This window comes from Paenibacillus hamazuiensis (assembly GCF_023276405.1).
GTDB classification, from domain to species: Bacteria; Bacillota; Bacilli; order Paenibacillales; family NBRC-103111; genus Paenibacillus_AF; species Paenibacillus_AF hamazuiensis.
Map to the genome: position 1 here is coordinate 199,220 of NZ_JALRMO010000001.1, position 19,180 is coordinate 218,399.

Here is a 19,180-nt window from a genome sequence, read left to right on the forward strand (position 1 = left end):
GGAGGCGTACTATGGGCAAAGCGTTTGACCCGCTGCTGATTTGGGAGTATCTTCCCAAACTGCTGCAATATCTCCCGACCACGCTGCTGATTTTGGCGGCTTCCGTGCTGCTGGGCGTCGCGATCGGACTGCTGCTCGCGCTGATTCGGCTGTACCGGCTGCCCGTGCTGAATCAACTCGTTATAGCCTATGTGTCGTTTACGCGGGGGACGCCGATTTTGATCCAGCTGTTCCTCGTATATTACGGCATTCCGGAGCTGCTGCGGCTAATTTCCATCGAGGTGAGCGATATTCACGCGCTTGTATTTGTCATCGTTACATACGGGCTGCATTTCGCCGCCTTTTTTTCCGAGGTGGTGCGGGCAGCCGTGCTGAGCGTGGACCGGGGGCAGATGGAGGCGGCGCATGCGGTCGGTATGACCGGGAGGGACGCGTTTTTCCGCATCGTGTTTCCGCAAGCGCTCATGGTGGCTTTCCCGAATTTCGCCAATCTGGTTGTATCGAGCCTGAAGGATACGTCGCTCGCTTTTTCGCTCGGGGTGATGGATATGGTCGGCAGGGCGGAAACACTCGGCACGTCCGGCCATTTTTTGGAAATTTTTATTGCGCTCGGCATCATTTATTATGCGATTTGCGTGCTGCTGGAGCGCGGATTCGCCATCGCCGAAAGGCGGCTGCAGCGTCACGAGCGCGAGGCGCAGACGGCTTCAAGCCGCAGCGGTCCGGAGCCCGAGCCCGGGAGGATAGGAGGGGAAAGCCATTCGTATTGACGCTGCCTTTATATTTACGGCATTTCTGGAAATTATCAAGGCGCTGCCGCTGACGCTGGCGATCTCGACGGTGCCGCTTGCGTTCGGCTTCGCCATTGGCCTTGCGATCGCGCTGATTCGCATTTACAAGGTCCGCGGGCTGCACCGGGTGGCCGGGGCTTACGTTTCTGTTGTGCGGGGTACGCCGCTGCTGCTTCATATCATGATCATATACTTCGGACTGCCGATGCTGTTCGACTCGCTTTCCGCGCAGTACGGCTGGGGACTTAAGTCCAGTTCAATACCGCTCGTGACGTTCGTGCTCATCGCCTTCTCGATCAATTCCGGCGCTTATATGTCGGAGGCGATCCGCTCGGGCATTTTGGCGGTCGGCGCGGGGCAAACGGAAGCGGCGTATTCGATCGGCATGACGGGCCCGCAGGCGATGCGGCGCATCGTGCTGCCTCAGGCGCTGATGGCCGGCCTGCCGAATTTGCTGCACAAATTTATCGGCCTGCTGCACGGCTCCTCGCTTGCCTTTACGATCTCGCTGCAGGAGCTGAACGGCAAGGCGCACATTGTGGCCACGACGAACTTGAAGTTTCTGGAGGCCTTTATTGCCGCTGCGTTCATCTACTGGGGGCTGACCTTGCTCGCGGAATGGGGGACGGCGCTGCTGGAAAAGCGGCTGCATACTTACAACAAGGGGGGCGTAGCATGATTCGGCTGACCAATATCCGCAAAACGTTCGGCGCCTCGGAGGTGCTGAAAGGGATCGATCTGGCCGTCGGCAAAGGCGACGTGGTCGTCATCGTCGGTCCGAGCGGCTCCGGCAAGACGACGTTGCTGCGCTGCATCAATTTTCTCGAGAGGCCGGACGACGGCGAAGTGCTGATCGGGGACCGCTCCGTGAACTGCAGGCAGCCGGCGAAAAAAGACGTGCTCGCGCTTCGCCGCAAAACGGCGATGGTGTTCCAGCATTACAACCTGTTCAAGCACAAGACGGTTTTGGAAAACGTCATGGAGGGGCTTGTCGTCGTGCAGAAGCGCTCCAAGGACGAGGCCAGGCGGATCAGCCTGCAGGTGCTGGAAAAAGTCGGTCTGTCCGGCAAGCTGGACGATTATCCCAGCCGGCTGTCCGGCGGCCAGCAGCAGCGCGTCGGCATCGCCCGGGCGCTGGCGCTGAACCCGGAGGTGATCCTGCTGGACGAACCGACCTCCGCGCTCGATCCGGAGCTGGTGTGGGAGGTGCTGGAGGTGATCCGGACGATCGCCCGCGATGGTGCCACGATGATTGTGGTGACGCACGAAATGAGCTTTGCCCGCGAGATCGCAAGCCGGGTTGTGTTTATGGACGAAGGCCGGATCGTCGAGCAGGGCGATCCCGATGAGCTGTTCGTCAGGCCGAAGGAAGAGCGGACGAGGCAATTTTTGAAAAGATTCATGCCGGACTGGAGTTATGTGATTTGAGGAGGGGTTGCGATCATGGGCGAAATAATCAGGCAGGCTGCCGAAGCGGATGCGGAGCGGCTTTTCCAGGTGATCTCGGAGGCCTACCGTTCGATAAGGGAGCTTGGGATCGAATTCCGGGCGGTACACGCGGATTTGGACATGGTGCGAAGCAACGTTGCGGAGCATACGTGTTACGTGCTGGAGCTGGACGGCGTTATTGCGGCGACGCTTTCCTTAAAATCGCTCCCCGAGGTCACGCCGCATCCGTTCGTATACTGGTTCGCCGTCGATCCGGCCGCAAGCGGCAGGGGCATCGGCTCCAGGCTGCTGACCTATGTGGAGCGCGATGTCGTCAGGGATACGCTGCTTGCCCCCGCCGTCGTTCTCGCCACCTCGCGGAAGCATCCGTGGCTGCTGCCGATGTACCGGCGCAGAGGTTACGAGCCGTTTTTCGAACGCCCGCTCGGGCAGGACGATACGCTCGTTTTTATGAAAAAGACGCTCCTGCCCGCATCGTCCGCTCTGCCGGGTTGACCGGCCATTTTGCCAAAAACAAGGAGGATCATGAACATGAGCCAAACGATCATCGATATTCAAAGTTATGCCGACACTTACGATCAACTGACGAACGCCATCCGCGGGCTGACGGAGGAGCAGCTGAAATGGAAATCCGCGCCGGAGAAGTGGAGCGTCACGGAGGTGCTGGCGCATTTGGCCGACCACAGCATCGTCTTTTCGTTCCGGATTCGGAAGCTGATTGCCGAGCCGGGGGCGCAGCTGCCTCCTTTCCAGCAGGATCCGTGGGTCGGCGAAAGCAGGGCTAATCAAAGCTCCGTGCACGATATTCTCGCCGTCTATCAGGCGCTGCTGTCCTACAACATCCTGCTCTTCAAGCGGATTCCCGCGGAAGCGTGGGAGAAAACGGCGATCAGTCCGAGGGGAACCGAAGTTTCTCTGCTCGATTCGTTCCAATCGTTCGTGAAGCACGTGCAGACGCATTTGGCGCAGATCGAGCGGATCAAAGGGGCTCTGAACGCCTTATGACGGCGTCTTCGCTGCTGGCGGAAGCGGAGGCGCTTCTTCCCGAGCTGACCCGGCTTCGGCGGGACTTTCACCGCCATCCGGAATTGTCGATGCAGGAGTTCCGGACGACCGCTGCGATCAAGCGGCTTCTTGAGGAAGCGGGCATCCGCCTTATGCCGATCGGGCTGCCCGTGGGAGCTGTCGCCGAAATCGCGGGGGCGGAGCCGGGGCCGACCGTGGCGCTGCGCGCCGACATCGACGCGCTGCCGATCCAGGAGGAGACCGGGCTGCCCTTCGCTTCGGAGGTGCAGGGTGTGATGCATGCGTGCGGTCACGATTTTCACATGACCGCGCTGCTCGGCGCAGCCCGGCTGCTGCACGCCCGCCGGGAGCGGCTTCGCGGCAGCGTCCGCCTGCTGTTCCAGCCGGCGGAGGAGAAGGGCACCGGCGCGCTTGCGCTGATCGAAGCCGGGGCGCTGGACGGGGTGCAGGCGATCTTCGGCCTGCACAACAAGCCGGAGCTGCCGGTCGGCAAGGTCGGGATCGCCGCCGGCCCGCTGATGGCCAGCGTCGACGGCTTTCGCCTGACCGTCACGGGGCGCGGCGGCCACGCCGCGATTCCGGAAGCGGCGATCGATCCGATCGTCGCGGCGAGCGCGATCGTCGGCGGGCTGCAGACGGCGGTAAGCCGCAGCATCAGCCCGTTCGACAGCGCCGTCGTCAGCGTCTGCCGCTTCCAGGCCGGAACGGCGTGGAACGTCATTCCGGACGAGGCGAGCCTGGACGGCACGGTGCGCGCGTTCCGACCGGAGGTGCGCAGCCTTATGCCGGAGCTGCTGCAGCGCATTGCCGCCGGCATCGCCTCGGGTTATGGCGCGGAAGCCGCTTTGAAATGGTATTCGGGCATACCGAGTGTAACGAACGACGGCCTCATGGCCGATCTGTGCCGGCGGACGGCGCTGGCCCTTGACCTTGAGGTGACGGAGGCGAAGCGGTCGGCCGGAGGGGAAGATTTCGCCTATTACCAGACGAAGGTGCCCGGCTGCTTCATGTGGGTCGGCACGGGCGGGACCGAGGAATGGCATCATCCGCGGTTTACGCTGGATGAGCGGGCGCTCGCTCCGGCGGCGGCGCTGCTCGCCGGGGCCGCGATCCAGGCCTTGGAGCATTTTGCAGGAAGGAGCTGAGGAGATGGAAACCGTGCAAATTGTGATCCGGGATGCGCTGCCCGAGGAACGGGAAGCGGCCGTGCAGTTGTCCGTCGAGGCCTACCGTCAATATGAGAAAAGCTTCGGCGCCGAACTGTGGGAAAATTACCGGGAATCCATGATCGCTTTATGGAGAGAGGGCGGCGGTGTAGATCGACTCGTCGCCGTTCAGGACGGTCGGCTGTCCGGCAGTGTTTTATACTGCCCTCCGGTGGAACGGCTGTACCCGAGGCTGGATGCCGCAATCCCGTATCCGGAAATCCGCCTGCTCGCCGTCCGGCCCTCGGCTCGCGGGCAAGGCGTGGCGACCGCGCTCATCCGCGAGTGCGTGCGGCGCGCCGGGCAAAGCGGCGCTCCATACCTCGGGCTGCATACTTCGTACCATATGGAAGCCGCGGTCCGGTTATACCGGCGGCTCGGCTTTGAGCGGGCGCCGGAGTTCGATTTTACCGGGGGAGACGGGCATACGCCCGTTGAAGCGTACCGGCTGCCGACCGGCACCGGCATAAGGGAGGAATATATCGGATGAAATTCGCCGTTTTCAGTCTGCTTATGAATATCCCGAACGCCGTAACCGGGGAAACGTGGACGACGCAGATGAAGTTTCAAAACGTGCTGAATCTGGCAATTCTCGCCGAGCGTCTCGGCTATGAAGCCTTCGGCATCGGGGAGCGGCACGGCGCGCCGTTCCTTTCCTCGTCACCGCCGGTTATCCTGACGGCGATCGCCGCCAAAACGAAGCGCATCCGCCTGCTCACCACCGTGACGGTGCTCAGCGTGCTCGATCCGGTGCGGGTGGCCGAGGATTACGCGACGCTCGACCACCTGTCGGAAGGCCGGCTCGAGCTGATCATCGGCAAGGGCAACGACCCGCGCCATTATCCGCTCTTCGGCGTGGCCGAAGCGGAGCAGTGGGAATCGCTCGCCGAGCGGTACGCGCTGCTGAAACGTTTATGGAACGAGGAGAATATCACCTGGCAAGGCCGTTACCGGCCGCCTCTGGACAACGTGACGACCCAGCCGAGACCTTATCAGCAGCCGATTCCGGTATGGCACGGCAGCGCGTCCAGCACGTTTTCCACGGAGCTTGCGGCAAGGTACGGCGAGCCGATTTTCTCTTCAAACACGTTCCATCCGCAGGCCAAGTACAAAGCGCTGATCGATCATTACCGAGAGCGGCTGGCCTACTACGGCCACGACCCGGCAAGGGCCGTCGTCGGCGCCGGATCGGGCGGCCTGTTTTTGGCGAATACAGACGAGGAAGCAATTGCCCGTTACCGGCCCTACTACGACGCGCATCGCGCGACGGCGGCGGCGCAGCACAATCGTTCGCCGTTTAAGGATCTTGAGGATAACATCGCGAACGGCCCGATTTTGGTTGGCAGCCCGGAGCGCGTGATCGAGAAAATCTTGAGCTACCATAAGGCTTACGGGCACCAGGTGCTGAGCATTAACGTAGACGGGCTGCCGGTGGCGGAGCAAAAGGAGCAGCTTGAGCGGTTTGCCGCCGAAGTCGCCCCGGTGCTGCGGAAGGAAATCCGCAGCGGCGTGTGGGACGGGGCTCGGCCTCTTTTGCGGGCGTAAAGCGGGAGGAACGATCGCGGGTACCTCCGACAGCGGCCGGCACGGGGAGTTTTGCAGGGAGGGAGCCCGGCGTCGGCGTATGGAACGGGCTCCGGCCTCTTTTGCGGGCGTAAAGCGGAAGGTACGATCGAGGCTACCTCCGACAGCGCCGTTCGGCGAGCTTTGCAGGGAGACGGCCCGGCGTATCCTAACTCGTGCCTCTCCCGGCGCGAATTCCGGCGCTGTACGGCGGGTGGTCAGACTCCATGCCGACCTTCATCGGCGTGACGGACACGATAGCCCCTATTTGCGCGAAAACGGCATCTTTTCGAGAGTAACGGACCCAGATGACGTTATTTCGCTGCAAATGGCCTCGATTCACGGCTGCTGGAACGAATAAGACCTCTGCGGTCCGTTAAAATTTCAAAAGGATGCTTAATGGCCAAATAACGTCGCTACGGTCCGTTACGCGATTGGCGATTCCCGATCCGACCCTGCTGCTCGGCCTAGTTGCGCGTTCCGGCGCTGCGAGGGGACCGATCGACTCCCGAAAAAACAGGCTGTCCGTTGAACTGCACCTCCATTGTTAGACATGACTAACAATGGAGGTGCAGTTTTGTACATTCAAACGCCTCTGAAAAAAGTAAAAATTGTTCCAAAATCAGTAAAGAAAGCGTTATCAAACCATGCCCGATTATGTTACATTAGCCTCGAAGTCGAATATTCATTTACGATGGGAGGAAGATGATATTGGCAAAAAGGCAACGTATCTACTTGGCGGCTATGTCGCTGCTGCTCGTCGTGTCGCTGCTGGCTCCGCTTGCGGCGCTGCCCGCGACCGTGAGCGCGGATGCCGCCACCGTGCTGTTCACCGACGATTTCCAGGATGGCACGTTCGATGATTGGCAGCAGGATGGAGGTGCCTGGGCCGTTACCGCGGAGCCGGGCAATGCGGCCAACAAGGTGCTGAAGCAGTCGAGCACGACGCTCGAAGCGATCGTCACGAACGGCAATCCTGCGTGGACCGATTACAGCTACCAGGTCCGAATGAACCTCGGCGATACGGGCGCTTTTCCGGGTATGCTCGTTAGAGCCCAGGACAAAAACAACTTCTACATGTTCCGCATCAACGCTCCCGGCAAGACGGTGGAATTTTCCAAAAGGGTAAACGGAGCCGACAGCGCCGTTCTCGCCAGCGCCCCAATGAGCTCCGTAGCGGCGAACCGTTGGTACACGCTTAAAGTCGAAGCAATCGGAAATTATTTTCGATGTTATCTCGATGGGCAGGAGCTGATCAGCTATTTCGATGCGAGCGGCACGTTTCCGTCCGGCAAAGTCGGATTCCGCGACAAATGGGGCGTGTTTTCCGCCGACGACATTACGGTCAGCCTGATCCCCGCGAAAAGAACGCCGTATTTCGATGATTTTGAAAGCGGTGCCACAAGCGGCTGGACTTCTTTGTCCGGAAAATGGTCGGTGGTCGACGATGTCTATAACGGTACGAAGGTACTGCGGCAGCTCGATCCGGTGCAAGAGGGACTGCTCATCGGCGGGGTGCAGGCGCAGTTCGACGACCGGATTACGGCGTCCTACACGCCGCAGGATGAGAACGCTTCCTTCGGCATTGCGGCGCGGCTGAAGGATGCGAACAACTATTACCTGCTGCGCGCGAACAAACCTTCCAACCAGCTGGAGCTTGTGAAAAAAGCGGCCGGCGGCGAGACGGTTCTCGGCAGCGTCTATTACGGTTTCGCATCGAACAAAGCGTATTCGCTTCGCTTTGAACTCGTGGGCAGCGCGCTCAGCGGCTATGTCAACGGCCAGCCGCTGCTTAAGGCGGCGGACAACGCGCTGCCGTTCGGGCAGGCGGGCCTGTGGGCGCAGGGCGGCATCGCCTCGATCGACAATGTCGAAACGGCGCCTTTGACGAATCCGGATCTGGACACCGTCCGTGTCGATCTGAACGATTCCAAAATCGGCAGAGTCTACGAAGGGATCGGTTATGTATCGTCCAGCGGCTCGTCCAAGCTGCTGATGGATTACCCGGAAGAGCAGCGGCAGGACATCATCGATCTGCTGTTCAAACCGAACTTCGGGGCTTCGCTCGATCATCTCAAGCTGGAAATCGGCTCCGACGTCAACTCCTCGTCGGGCACGGAGCCGAGCCATATGCGTTCGGCCGCCGATTTCGACATTACCCGCGGCTCCGGGCTTTGGCTGGCGCAGCAGGCTAAGGCGGCGAATCCGGATCTCTTGCTCGATGCGCTGCGCTGGGGAACTCCAAGATGGATTGCGTCCAACGAAGACAAGTACTTATATTATAAAAACTACCTGCAAGGAGCCGAGGACATTTACGGGCTTCGGTTCGATTATTTGGGCCCGGATCAGAACGAAGGTTCCTTCGACCGCGATTATGTGGTCAATGTGCTCCGTCCGCGCCTTAACGCCGACGGCTTCGCCGGCGTCAAGCTGGTCGTCCGCGACGCGGTATCGAACCCGTGGAGCATTGCAACGACGCTGAAGACGGACTCTGCGTTAAACCAGGCGGTCGGTGCGATCGGCGGTCATTATATTTTCACGAGCACCGCCGACGCACAAACGAGCGGCAAGCCGCTCTGGCACAGCGAAGCGAGACCGCCCGTCCGGTCGCACAGCCTGCGCTCCCCGTCCGGTGCCCTGCAGGATGTAGTCAAAGGCATCATGACGTCCTATGTCAACGGAAAAATGACCAAATTCGAAATGCAGCCGTTCCTCGAGGCTTATTATCAGGACGTGCCTTATAATACGAAGGGCGCTCTCGTGGCCGACAAGCCTTGGACGGGGCATTACGACGTCACCAAGGGCGTCTGGCTGACGGCGCATTTTACCCAGTTTGCGAAGCCGGGCTGGCAGTACCTGGACAGTTCTTCCGCAGTCGGCGATACGTTTAATTACGTGACGCTGAAAAAACCGGACGGCACCGGCGATTACAGCGTCATTGCGGTGAATACGACGGCGCGGCCGCAGAAGTACATTTTTACGGTATCGGGCGGTTTATCCAAGGGGACCGTTCATCCGTGGAAAACGACGGAAACGGAAGACTTCGTGCAGCTTCCGGACATTACGCCGGAAAACGGGGTATATGCGATCACGCTGGAGCCTTACTCCGTATATTCCTTAACGACGACGACAGGGCAGCGGAAAGGCGAGCCCAAACATGCGAACCCGGAGAATACGAATTTGCAGCTGCCTTATGCTGACAGCTTCGACAGCTATACCGAAGGCAAGCAGCCGCTTTACTTCGAGGATCAGGGAGGAGCCTTTGAAGTGACGGCGGGCGGCCTCAGCGGCAAAGGGGTCAGGCAGGTGATCACCGCAGGCACAAAGCCGGTCGATTGGGTGTACAGGGAGTCACCCGATCCATACACGCTGTTCGGTGACCCGGACTGGGCCAACTACAAGATCGGCGCGGACGTATCCCTCGAAGGCAACGCCGCGGGATACGCGATGATTTCCGGCCGGATCGTCGACGCTCCGGGAAGCGGTGCGCCGCCGGTCGGCTATAACGTGAAGCTGAGCGGCAGCGGAGCGTGGGAGCTTCGTTTGGGCGGCACCGTGCTGAAGAAAGGGGCATTATCGTCCTTCGACCCCGCGCGGTGGCACCACCTGCAGCTCGGTTTCGCGGGCGATTTGGTTACGGCCGAGGTGGATCATCAGCAGGTCGCCGATTACCGAATCCCGCCGGGGGGCTTGTCGAGCGGCCAAGCGGCTTTGGGCAGCGGCTATCATTTTGCGACCTTCGACAATGTGAAGGTGGAAGCGACGAATCCGAAGCTGCCGATTTTCGTGAAACGCGTGGACGATGCCGATGCCGGCATTCGTTATACCGCGGCGACAGGTCAATGGAGCCAGGTCGTCGATGCCTACACGAATTACCGGCGTACGCTCAGCAGGGCGACCGCCGGAGACCTGATCACCGTCAATGACAGAACGACCGGGACCGGACCGTATCAGTTCAACTACAGCGGAACGTGGAGCAACGGCTCGCAGTCCGGCGCTTACAATTCCGACAACAGCTGGACCAGCACCGCCGGCAGCGGCTACACCGTTTCTTTCCAGGGAACGCAGGCGCGCATTTACGCTCCGGTCGCTCCGAACCACGGCATTTTCGCCGTATCCATCGACGGGGGAGCGGAAACGTTTGTCGATTTGTATGCGGCAGCGCGCGCCGATCAAACGCTTGTCTACACGAGCCCGGTTTTACCGGAAGGCACGCATACGCTGAAAGTCAGAGTCACGGGCACGAAAAACGCCGCCTCCAGCGGCACCGCGGTCGTTGCGGACAGGATCGATATTTCCTCCGGTCAGTCGAAGGAAGCAAACCTGGAATACGATTTCAACGGCACCGGCTTATATCTTGTGGGCATTGCGGACAGCGGCAGCATGAAGGCCGACGTTTATGTCGACGGCGCTTTGCGGGAAAGCATTGACCGCCCGGCCGAAATGAGCGGCTATAAACGGATGCTTTACGCGCTGACCGACCTGCCGAACGGCAGCCATACGGTGAAATTCGTCATGAAATCGAATGTGCAAATCGATGCGCTGGAAGTAGTGGGAGGACCTTCGGACCGGACGCCGCCGGTGACGACCGCCGATGCTCCGGCGGGTTGGGTCAACCGTGACGTGACGGTGAACCTGCATGCCGAGGATGCCGAATCAGGCGTCGAGGCGACTTATTTCACCGTTGACGGCGGACCGGAACAGCAGGGGACGTCGGTAACATTAACCGCCGAGGGAACGCATACGATCGAATATTGGAGCCGGGATGCGGCGGGCAATACGGAGGCGCGGCATTCGGTGCGGGTGAGCATCGACAAAACGGCGCCGGTACTGCAAATCTCCCTCGACAAGACGGAACTGTGGCCGCCCAACCATCAGCTTGTGCCCATCGCGGCAACGGTTTCGGCAAGCGACTTATTGTCGCAGGTGCAGTCGATCGTGCTGACTTCCATTGTCAGCAACGAGCCGGATGACGGACTCGGTGACGGAGCTACGGCAGGCGATATCCAGGGAGCCGATTACGGCACCTACGATACCGCGTTTGCGCTGCGCGCGGAAAGATCCGGCAAAGGCGGCGGGCGCATCTATACGGTCACATACACCGCGACCGACAAAGCCGGGAACACCGCATCCGCTTCGGCGGCGGTGACGGTGACAAACCGGGGCGAAGGGCCGGGAAAGAAATAATTTTGCAGTGAAGCGGGGCTGTCCGAGCGGCAGCCCCGCTTTTTTCAGTGATAAAGAATTTATATGTTATCAGTAGAGATGATGAAATTCTTTATCACAAGAAAAACTTCCGCTGAATCGCCTGTAACGGTTGTAATGGTTGTAATAGAGCTTATTTAGCTGAAAATGCTCATTTTCAAATTATAACGGTTACCATTGAGCTTATTCGAAAGATTATCCGCTAAAAGATCATCATATTGCCCAAATAACCTGATCCAGAACCGTTAGAATTGTAAAATCCGCAAATTCCTTGCAATAACCTCCGTGGCGACCATTAGAATTTTATCGCATCTAGGAGTCTGTCCGACGGATTAGATGTTGTGAATTTTTATTCAATTGATGTATGGAGGGGAGGGAATTGCCTCGGAAAGTTTACGGCCGCCTTTGAAATCAAGTTGTTACATCGGACTATTATAATAAAAACAACTTGATTTCAAGAGCGGTGGAGAGGCAATCCCTTACATGGAATACACGTTATTGAATAAAAATTCACCGATTTTGCTTCGTCGGACAGACTCCTAGCTCATCTGCGATGTTCAGAAAGGTCTGACTGCCCGATCAGAAGTTTTGCTTGTGCCGAGCTGCTCGTTTCCGTATTTAATAAAAAAACATCACCAAGTTCTTAAAAAACCTCATATCATTACCGGGGAGATTCATTAATAATCGAATAGAGCGGAGCAACCTACAAAGCGAAGGAGGAATTTTATGAAGGACAAAGCTGCGGGTAGATTCGTGCATCTATGGAAACGTTTGCTGGGGAAGCGTTTGCTGGCGATCGCCGCTGCCGTCAGCATGCTTGCGGCGTTCATGCCGGCTCGCGGGGCTACGGCTGCGGATACCGGCGGAACCGTCAATTCTGGCAATCAGGTGCAAATTTATGAAACGGTCACAAACGGCTTTACTCACCCGGGCGTCGGTCTGACCAAATCTATTTTGGAAAATATGAGAGCGCAGGTGCTGGCGCAAAAAGAGCCGTGGTACTCGTATTACAAGGCGATGACCGTATCGTCCGCCGCTTCGAAAACGGTGACGTCCAGCAATCAAAGCTCTACGGACCCGACGAAACCGGCGACCGATGCTTTTAACAGCCAGGGAGTCCAATCGCGATTTATTTCCGACGGTTTGAAAGCGTATACGCAGGCATTGATGTATTATATCACCGGCGACGAGACTTACCGGGCCAATGCCATGCGGATCATTCGCATTTGGTCGCAGATGGATCCGGCGAAGTACGCGTATTATACCGATGCGCATATTCACGCGGGCTTTCCGCTCAACCGGATGGTCACTGCGGCGGAAATTTTGAGGTACTCAGCTGTCAAACGGCGGAGCTTGCGTGGACGGAGCAGGATACGGCCAATTTTACGAACAACCTGATCAATCCGGTCATAAACACCTTCGAGTACGACAACAGTTGGTTTATGAATCAAAATAACTACGCGATTTTGGGAGCGATGGCCGGTTTTATTTTTACCGACAACAGGGAGGGGTACAACGAGCGCGTAGAATGGTTTACCGTCAATAAGACCGCTCGGGACCAAGGCTTCAACGGATCGGTCAAGCAGCTGTTCCGGCTCATCGATACGAATGCCGCGACAGGAGAGAAGCTCGATAAGCCGGTCGTACAGCATGTGGAGATGGGCAGAGACCAGGCGCACGGCTCCGGCGACTTGACGAATGCGGCGGTCATATCGAGGATGCTTCTGGCCCAGGGGACCAAGGTCGATCCGGTGGACGGCACCGTATCGGACAAGGCGAATGCGGTCGGACCGTACGAGTTTCTGGGTGACCGCATTTTGGCGGCGGCCAATTATTTTTGGCAGTACATGCTCGGATACGACACGCCGTGGGTGCCGGTTCCGTACGCCATTTCCCCGGACGGAACGGTAAGAGGCATTTATCAAAAGCTGTCCGACTCCTACAGGGGAAGATCGACGACGGCGCTTTTTTGGGATATGTACTATTACTACACCTACGTTCGAGGAGTCAATGTAGCGGAGAAAGCCCCTTACTTCTATGAAGCTTTTACGAAGAGAACCCCGTCGAATTATTATTATAAAGGGGCTTTGGCCCAAGCTTGGGAAAGCGTTGACGGGGGAGGAGACTGGTGGATCTATATTCCGCAGGCGGCCGAGTCCGAAGGGACGAGGTATCTTCCCAAGGAGCAGCCGGACCCGGCACTGGTTCAAGTCGAGGAGCGGTACACGGCGTTTGACGGCAATACGTTAATCGTCAATGAAGGGAATACTTCCTTCGTGCAGTTTCGCGCGACGGCTCAAGGCGGCAAAATCGCCGTTCAAAATCTGTCTTACGCCGATCGTACGAATTCGCGGCTTATCGGATTAAAATTCCGAACGAACGGCCCGGCCGTGCTGGAGTTGAGCAAAGATTTTCAATCGGCGCCTTACCATACGCTGACGCTGCCGGATACGAAGGGACAGTGGACATATATCACCTATGACATGGGGATTGGCCGCGTAAGCTATGGACAGCTGGATGGCGACTACAGCCTCTTGTATATGAATGTCAGAGGAAACGGGGCAACCGTTGACATCGATCATCTGAATGTGCAAGCGGGCACTGCGTTGACGCCGCCGGTATTTCAAGCCGGTCCGGCGGATATGAATACGGTCGCTTATGTCGGCGCTCCTGTGACCTTGGACTTTTCCGCTACAGATTCGAAGAGCACCGACGTACTCGCTTACGAGATGCAGAACGGTCCGGTCGGCGCTCAGTTAAATGCGGCTACAGGCGCGTTTTCGTGGCAACCGGCGCAGGCCGGAACGTATTCCTTTATCGTGCAGGCTTCCGACGGCACAACGGTGGCCGCGAAGAAAGTCAATTTGGTGGTCACCGCTGACCGGACGTCCGCCGTGCAAGCGGCCGTTGTACCTTATGATCCGGGCTCCAGTTACGTGACGGCATCGCTTAACCATTTTCAAGCCGTGTATAACGATACGATGGGGCAAATCCAGACCGCAACCGATGCAGAGTTTTATCGGCAATTGTCAAGTCTGAGAAGCGCCGCCGAGGCCCTGCAGCTTCTGACTCCTTTATTGCCGGACGGAAGCATGGATTATGCCAAAATCGCAACGTCCACCTTCGGCAGCGCCATCTCGCTGCTTGCGGACGGCAATAACAATACGTTTGCCGCTTATACGTTGGCGCCGAATTTATACCATGTTCTGGATTTCGGACTGGATTATAAAATTTCAGCCGATGCCTTTGCCATGCAAGGAAGGATGAATTTTACGGACCGGATGGCGGGTTCGGCGGTGTTCGGGTCCAACGACGGCGTTAACTGGACGCGGCTCACTCCGGGGGAAACGCCGTTTACCGACGACATGGCCGTGCTTGCCGTTGACGATGCTTACAAAAATGCGCAATTCCGGTATATCAAAATCCAAATGCTTCATCCGCAGCCCGACGTTCTTCATAATACGGTGAACAACATGCTTGAATTGGGCGAATTTCGGATTTATGGCAAGCGCTACGAGACCGGCAACAAACTTCAGTCGATCTCGATCGGCTCCGACCAAAGCGTAGGCGGCCGGATTGCACTGGGGAGCTCGGTAACATTAACTATCAAGGCGAAGGAAGCCATTCGTAACGTAAAGGTAAAAATTCAAGGCCAGGATGCCGCGGTTACTACGTCGGACAATATCAACTGGACGGCTGTGGCGGCTATGAATCAAGGAGTGTCGACGGGTGCGGTCTATTTTTCGATCGACTACCAAAGAAACGACGGAACGAACGGGGACACCGCGTTTTCTACAACGGATAATTCGAAGCTGTTTCTGGCCGACGAGTCGGATTTGATCGGCGATGTGACCGGCATTGCGGCTTTAATCGATTCGACGGCGGGAAGAACCGCAGCGGAAACGTTAAAACAGACGAACTATTTATTTGACGGCAATCCGAATACGAATTCCGATTATCGTTTGAACGGCTCCGGAGCGGGCAGCTATATTACGTTCGATTTTAAAGAAGGCAATGAGGTTGCGCTTTCCAGCGTGGAGCTTCTTGCAAGACAAGATCAAGGGTTATACAGCCGGCTTAAGGGAGCGGTTGTCCAAGGCTCTAACGATAATGCGACATGGACGACTCTGACGAATGCTGCGGCGGCAACGCCGGATTGGCAGTCGCTCGCCGTCGGCGGCACTGCATCTTACCGGTATATCCGCATTTACAACTCGAATTCGTGGTTCGGGAACATGACCGAATTGAGATTGCACGGGGTCGTGAAGGGGGCGGACCGGACTCCTCCGGTGACAACGGACGATGCGCCTCAGGGTTGGGTCAATCGGGATACGACGGTAACGTTCAAGGCTGCCGACGCAGAGTCGGGAGTTGCCGCAACCTACTTCAAGGTGGACGGCGGCCCGCAGCAAATCGGGAGCTCCGTTACTTTGACCGCCGAAGATGAGCATACGCTGGAATATTGGAGCGTCGACAAGGAAGGCAATACGGAGCAGGCGCACACGGTTGCCGTGAACATCGACAAAACAGCACCGGCGATTACGGTATCCGGACTCGTGTACGGCGCATACAGCGACTCCGTCGATATTACGCCGCTCGTTACGATTCACGACTCCATGTCCGGAGTTGACGGCAGCAAGACGACTGTTACGCTGGATACGTACGGTTTGCGGCAAGGAACGACAATTCCGCTGTATACGCTGCCGCTCGGCTTACACACGTTTACCGTGACGGCGGCGGATCAGGCAGGGAATTCCGGCAGCGTTACGGTAACGTTCCAAACAACGGCAAGCATACCGTCCCTGCAGGATCTGGTCATACGATTTACCGATGCGGGCTGGATCGATAACGAGGGTATAGCGAACAGCCTGCAAAGCAAGCTGAAGGCGAATGACTTGACCGCTTTCGTAAATTTTGTAAAGGCGCAAAGCGGCAAGCATATTTCAAGTACGGCCGCAGATTATTTGCTTCGCGATGCCCGGTATTTGCTGAGCAAGCAGTAAGCTGTGGGTTACAAGAACATTATCTAAACAAATGCCGCGTAAATCGCGGCTTTTTAGATTATGGGATAAAGTTCCTGTCAATTTTCCGTGACAAGAACTTTATCCCGTTCCCGACAGGATAGGTCTGTAATGATGGATAGGGGATATAGTGGGGAAAGGGATATGAGTATGAAAAAATGAACCTATTCAGATGCGTTGCCGTTAGAGCCATTTGGGCGCCGCGCGTTCTGCAAAGAAAGAGATTTTCATATAATCAAAAGGTTTCACGGCAAAATATTGCTTCAAGTTACGTTGCTTTTAAAGGTCGCAGGGTTTGCTTCAACACGCAAAAGACCGGGGTATCGGCAGGGAGCCCTAGTTTACAACGGTTTCCTCCGGCTCGTTTGAAAAGGCTCATGGTAACCACCTCATTACCATTTGAAAACAAGGGCTAATTTTTCAAAAAACGAATAGATAGCAGCTATTTTGCTATTAAAAAGATCAGAGTTCATCCATTTCATCGACAGCGATTTTGCTCGTCATTTTCGAATATGAGTTAAACTGCTGTTGTATCAGGCTCTTCATGACTGAGAATGTCCTGAACAAGACCCGATTATCCCCATCTATCCGATCCCCTAACCAACCAACACATTACCTTTCGCCCAAATTCAATTTTGATTTACTGGCTGCTTGAATCTATTGTAATATTAATTATTAAGCTTCACTTTCCAAATCTAAATGTGGAGTTCATCGAACATAACGAAAAGGAACCTCAATGTCAAATACTAAGAGAAGGTTGGAATATAATGAAGAAAATTGGGCTTGTTCTTGCCGGGGGTGGGGGAAAGGGAGCTTATCAAATTGGAGTATGGAGAGTTCTACGTGAATTTGGCTTAGAAAAGAGCATTAAAGCGATTTCCGGAACTTCAGTAGGAGCGTTGAATGGAGCGTTATTCTTGCAAAACGATTATCGAGCAGCCGAAAAAGTATGGCTTACAATGAGTCCAGAGAAGATCCTCTCTTTAAGAAGTGCACAATTATTAGAATCATTACAAAAGATCGGTATGAACATATCTGACACGAAGATTTATAAGTATGCGAATGTCTTACAAGGGTATGGCATCTTCACGCGGCATGGATTAATAAAACTTATAAAAGAGGCAGTAGACTTAAACTCTGTGACATCATCGAGTATTCCTTTTTATGTGACTTGTTGTCAGTTGGGAAGTCAAGAACCAAAATACATAAGATTGAACGGACTAACACCGGATGAAATAGAAAAATACCTTTTAGCCACTTCTGCAATTCCAGGTGTATTCCCACCTGAAGAGATTGACGGTAAATTATATTATGATGGCGGATTACCACTGGTTGGAGATAATAATCCGATTCAACCAGTGTACAAAGAAGGTTGCGATCTTATTCTTGTAGTATTGCTGGATCGGAGTAGCCTTATTAATAAAGAGCAGTATCCGAAGGCAAATATTATTGAGATCCTTCCTCAGGATGCTCAAGGTAACTTATTTAATGGAACACTGCAGTTTACTGCAGTAGGTGCCAAAAGACGAATAGAACAAGGTTATCAGGATACTAAAGCATTATTAGAGCCATTTCTAAGGAGTTTATCTTTTGAATATAAATTCATTCAGACAACAGAGCGTATTCAGCGCGATCATAATGAGTTCGAACGCTTGCACAAAGAGTATAACGGTAGATTGCATAATCAGATGATGGATTTTGAGAGGAAATTGAGAAGGGAGGGAACAGATTGAGTTCCTTGATGATTGTAGATGAAAATAAGATAAGAAAAAAGGCGCGAGAAGAAATTGATCTTGGTATTAAACGTGCCTTAGAAGGGGTAAATAAAAGCGGTCAGTTGGCTCTCCTTTCCTTAAGAAGCGTAACTGCATTAACGAGTGGTAAAGCTCGATGGAGAGAATTGAAGGAACAAGGAATGCTCACACACATGTTTCGAACGATAACGGGAAAAAATCGTGCAATTAGACAAGCGATGGAAGAGGATATCTTTCATTTTCAATATATTGCCCAGCAAACACTTCAAGAATTAGCTGATCGACAATGTCTAACTTTAGACGTCATTGCAGCAGTACATAACAAGTTCAATCTACTGTTTCTTGAAAACGACAAGAAATTCGAGCAGGTGTATACTCATTTACATGCGTTTTTCGATTACACTGAAAAAAATATTACGAATCTCAATAGTAGACTAATAAAAGCTGAGAAGAACATCGATTTACTAAATTGGCATGCAACTTTATCGGTAAAGAAGTATTCTGGAATCAACTACATCGATTTGAAAGATATTGAGAAGATCGTATGCCTCACAAAAGATTTTTTCGAAATCACAAAAGGCGATTGGGATACTCAAAACTTACTGTTACTTGAAGATTCAATGCAACGGTTACAATTAGAAGGTTCAATGAATTTAATGCAATTTATCACGGAGTTGTTCTCTGACAGAAAGCTGGTAAACCATTTGATAGAACCTATCGGAGGATTAAGTGCTCAAGAGGATGTTTATTTCGATTTTAATATCTTTAATATGATAAGTGAACTCTCAAGAACGGTAGAACCTTTAGGTTTTAGTACAGATAGTTTAGATAAATATCAGGAAATATGCCGCTTCGATAAGCCAATTTCTATTCGGAATCTGATCTATGAATTACTAACGGAATTACGTATAGTACAAGAGTTGATATTATCGTCTAGTGGGGATAATAAAGTGGTTTACGAAGTGTTTTTGAAACAGATCGAAAATCTTGATTTTAGAATTGATATTGTCAGGGAAATTAAACAGAGTACAAGGCTTCCTCTTGAAGTATGTCGCTCTATAGTAAAAAACATACCTTCGAAGGTTTGCACCCTTGAGTCCTACGAGGAAGCCCAAGAATTAAAATCTCGACTAGAACAACTCCGTTGTCGTGTTGAGATCTACTGA

General features: G+C 54.7%; 13 protein-coding genes. All 13 read left to right on the forward strand.

Annotated features, from left to right (window positions below; genetic code table 11):
• Positions 1 to 11 precede the first annotated feature (11 nt).
• The 13 genes from MYS68_RS00795 (at position 12) to MYS68_RS00855 (ending at position 19,180) form a co-directional block, all read left to right on the forward strand.
• Positions 12 to 770 carry an amino acid ABC transporter permease gene (locus MYS68_RS00795; RefSeq protein WP_248923992.1) on the forward strand — a complete coding sequence of 253 codons (759 nt, stop codon included), beginning with the start codon at positions 12 to 14 and terminating at the stop codon, positions 768 to 770.
• On the forward strand, positions 760 to 1,470 hold the full coding sequence (locus MYS68_RS00800; protein WP_248930771.1) for an amino acid ABC transporter permease: 711 nt from the start codon (positions 760 to 762) through the stop codon (positions 1,468 to 1,470). Before MYS68_RS00795 ends, MYS68_RS00800 begins: the two co-directional genes overlap by 11 nt.
• Positions 1,467 to 2,219 (forward strand): amino acid ABC transporter ATP-binding protein, encoded by a 753-nt coding sequence (locus MYS68_RS00805; RefSeq protein ID WP_248923993.1) that lies wholly within the window; start codon positions 1,467 to 1,469, stop codon positions 2,217 to 2,219. Before MYS68_RS00800 ends, MYS68_RS00805 begins: the two co-directional genes overlap by 4 nt.
• A 15-nt stretch (positions 2,220 to 2,234) precedes the next feature.
• Positions 2,235 to 2,735 carry a GNAT family N-acetyltransferase gene (locus MYS68_RS00810; protein WP_248923994.1) on the forward strand — a complete coding sequence of 167 codons (501 nt, stop codon included), beginning with the start codon at positions 2,235 to 2,237 and terminating at the stop codon, positions 2,733 to 2,735.
• A 36-nt stretch (positions 2,736 to 2,771) separates the two neighbouring features.
• Positions 2,772 to 3,245, forward strand: a complete 474-nt coding sequence (locus MYS68_RS00815; RefSeq protein WP_248923995.1) for a DinB family protein — start codon at positions 2,772 to 2,774, stop codon at positions 3,243 to 3,245.
• Positions 3,242 to 4,411: an amidohydrolase gene (locus MYS68_RS00820; RefSeq protein WP_248923996.1), complete on the forward strand. Its 1,170-nt coding sequence runs from the start codon at positions 3,242 to 3,244 to the stop codon at positions 4,409 to 4,411. Before MYS68_RS00815 ends, MYS68_RS00820 begins: the two co-directional genes overlap by 4 nt.
• A gap of 4 nt (positions 4,412 to 4,415) precedes the next feature.
• Entirely contained in the window at positions 4,416 to 4,961 is a 546-nt protein-coding gene (locus MYS68_RS00825; RefSeq protein ID WP_248923997.1) for a GNAT family N-acetyltransferase, read from the forward strand.
• Complete coding sequence (locus tag MYS68_RS00830; RefSeq protein ID WP_248923998.1) at positions 4,958 to 6,016, forward strand: LLM class flavin-dependent oxidoreductase; 1,059 nt, start codon at positions 4,958 to 4,960, stop codon at positions 6,014 to 6,016. The genes MYS68_RS00825 and MYS68_RS00830 overlap by 4 nt, the downstream gene beginning before the upstream one ends.
• A 729-nt stretch (positions 6,017 to 6,745) precedes the next feature.
• Positions 6,746 to 11,221, forward strand: a complete 4,476-nt coding sequence (locus MYS68_RS00835) for an OmpL47-type beta-barrel domain-containing protein (RefSeq protein ID WP_248923999.1) — start codon at positions 6,746 to 6,748, stop codon at positions 11,219 to 11,221.
• Between the two features lie 744 nt (positions 11,222 to 11,965).
• Positions 11,966 to 12,637 carry an alginate lyase family protein gene (locus tag MYS68_RS00840; protein ID WP_248924000.1) on the forward strand — a complete coding sequence of 224 codons (672 nt, stop codon included), beginning with the start codon at positions 11,966 to 11,968 and terminating at the stop codon, positions 12,635 to 12,637.
• 44 nt (positions 12,638 to 12,681) lie between these two features.
• Entirely contained in the window at positions 12,682 to 16,242 is a 3,561-nt protein-coding gene (locus MYS68_RS00845) for an OmpL47-type beta-barrel domain-containing protein (RefSeq protein ID WP_248924001.1), read from the forward strand.
• A 785-nt stretch (positions 16,243 to 17,027) separates the two neighbouring features.
• Complete coding sequence (locus MYS68_RS00850; RefSeq protein WP_248924002.1) at positions 17,028 to 17,993, forward strand: patatin-like phospholipase family protein; 966 nt, start codon at positions 17,028 to 17,030, stop codon at positions 17,991 to 17,993.
• Positions 17,990 to 19,180, forward strand: coding sequence for a ribosomal protein L7/L12 (locus MYS68_RS00855; RefSeq protein WP_248924003.1), 1,191 nt, complete (start codon positions 17,990 to 17,992; stop codon positions 19,178 to 19,180). Before MYS68_RS00850 ends, MYS68_RS00855 begins: the two co-directional genes overlap by 4 nt.

Coding starts and splice junctions, on each gene's coding strand:
- MYS68_RS00795 (WP_248923992.1), top strand. CDS start 12: ATGGGCAAAGCGTTTGACCCGCTGCTGATTTGGGAGTATCTTCCCAAA.
- MYS68_RS00805 (WP_248923993.1), top strand. CDS start 1,467: ATGATTCGGCTGACCAATATCCGCAAAACGTTCGGCGCCTCGGAGGTG.
- MYS68_RS00810 (WP_248923994.1), top strand. CDS start 2,235: ATGGGCGAAATAATCAGGCAGGCTGCCGAAGCGGATGCGGAGCGGCTT.
- MYS68_RS00815 (WP_248923995.1), top strand. CDS start 2,772: ATGAGCCAAACGATCATCGATATTCAAAGTTATGCCGACACTTACGAT.
- MYS68_RS00820 (WP_248923996.1), top strand. CDS start 3,242: ATGACGGCGTCTTCGCTGCTGGCGGAAGCGGAGGCGCTTCTTCCCGAG.
- MYS68_RS00825 (WP_248923997.1), top strand. CDS start 4,416: ATGGAAACCGTGCAAATTGTGATCCGGGATGCGCTGCCCGAGGAACGG.
- MYS68_RS00830 (WP_248923998.1), top strand. CDS start 4,958: ATGAAATTCGCCGTTTTCAGTCTGCTTATGAATATCCCGAACGCCGTA.
- MYS68_RS00840 (WP_248924000.1), top strand. CDS start 11,966: ATGAAGGACAAAGCTGCGGGTAGATTCGTGCATCTATGGAAACGTTTG.
- MYS68_RS00845 (WP_248924001.1), top strand. CDS start 12,682: ATGAATCAAAATAACTACGCGATTTTGGGAGCGATGGCCGGTTTTATT.
- MYS68_RS00850 (WP_248924002.1), top strand. CDS start 17,028: ATGAAGAAAATTGGGCTTGTTCTTGCCGGGGGTGGGGGAAAGGGAGCT.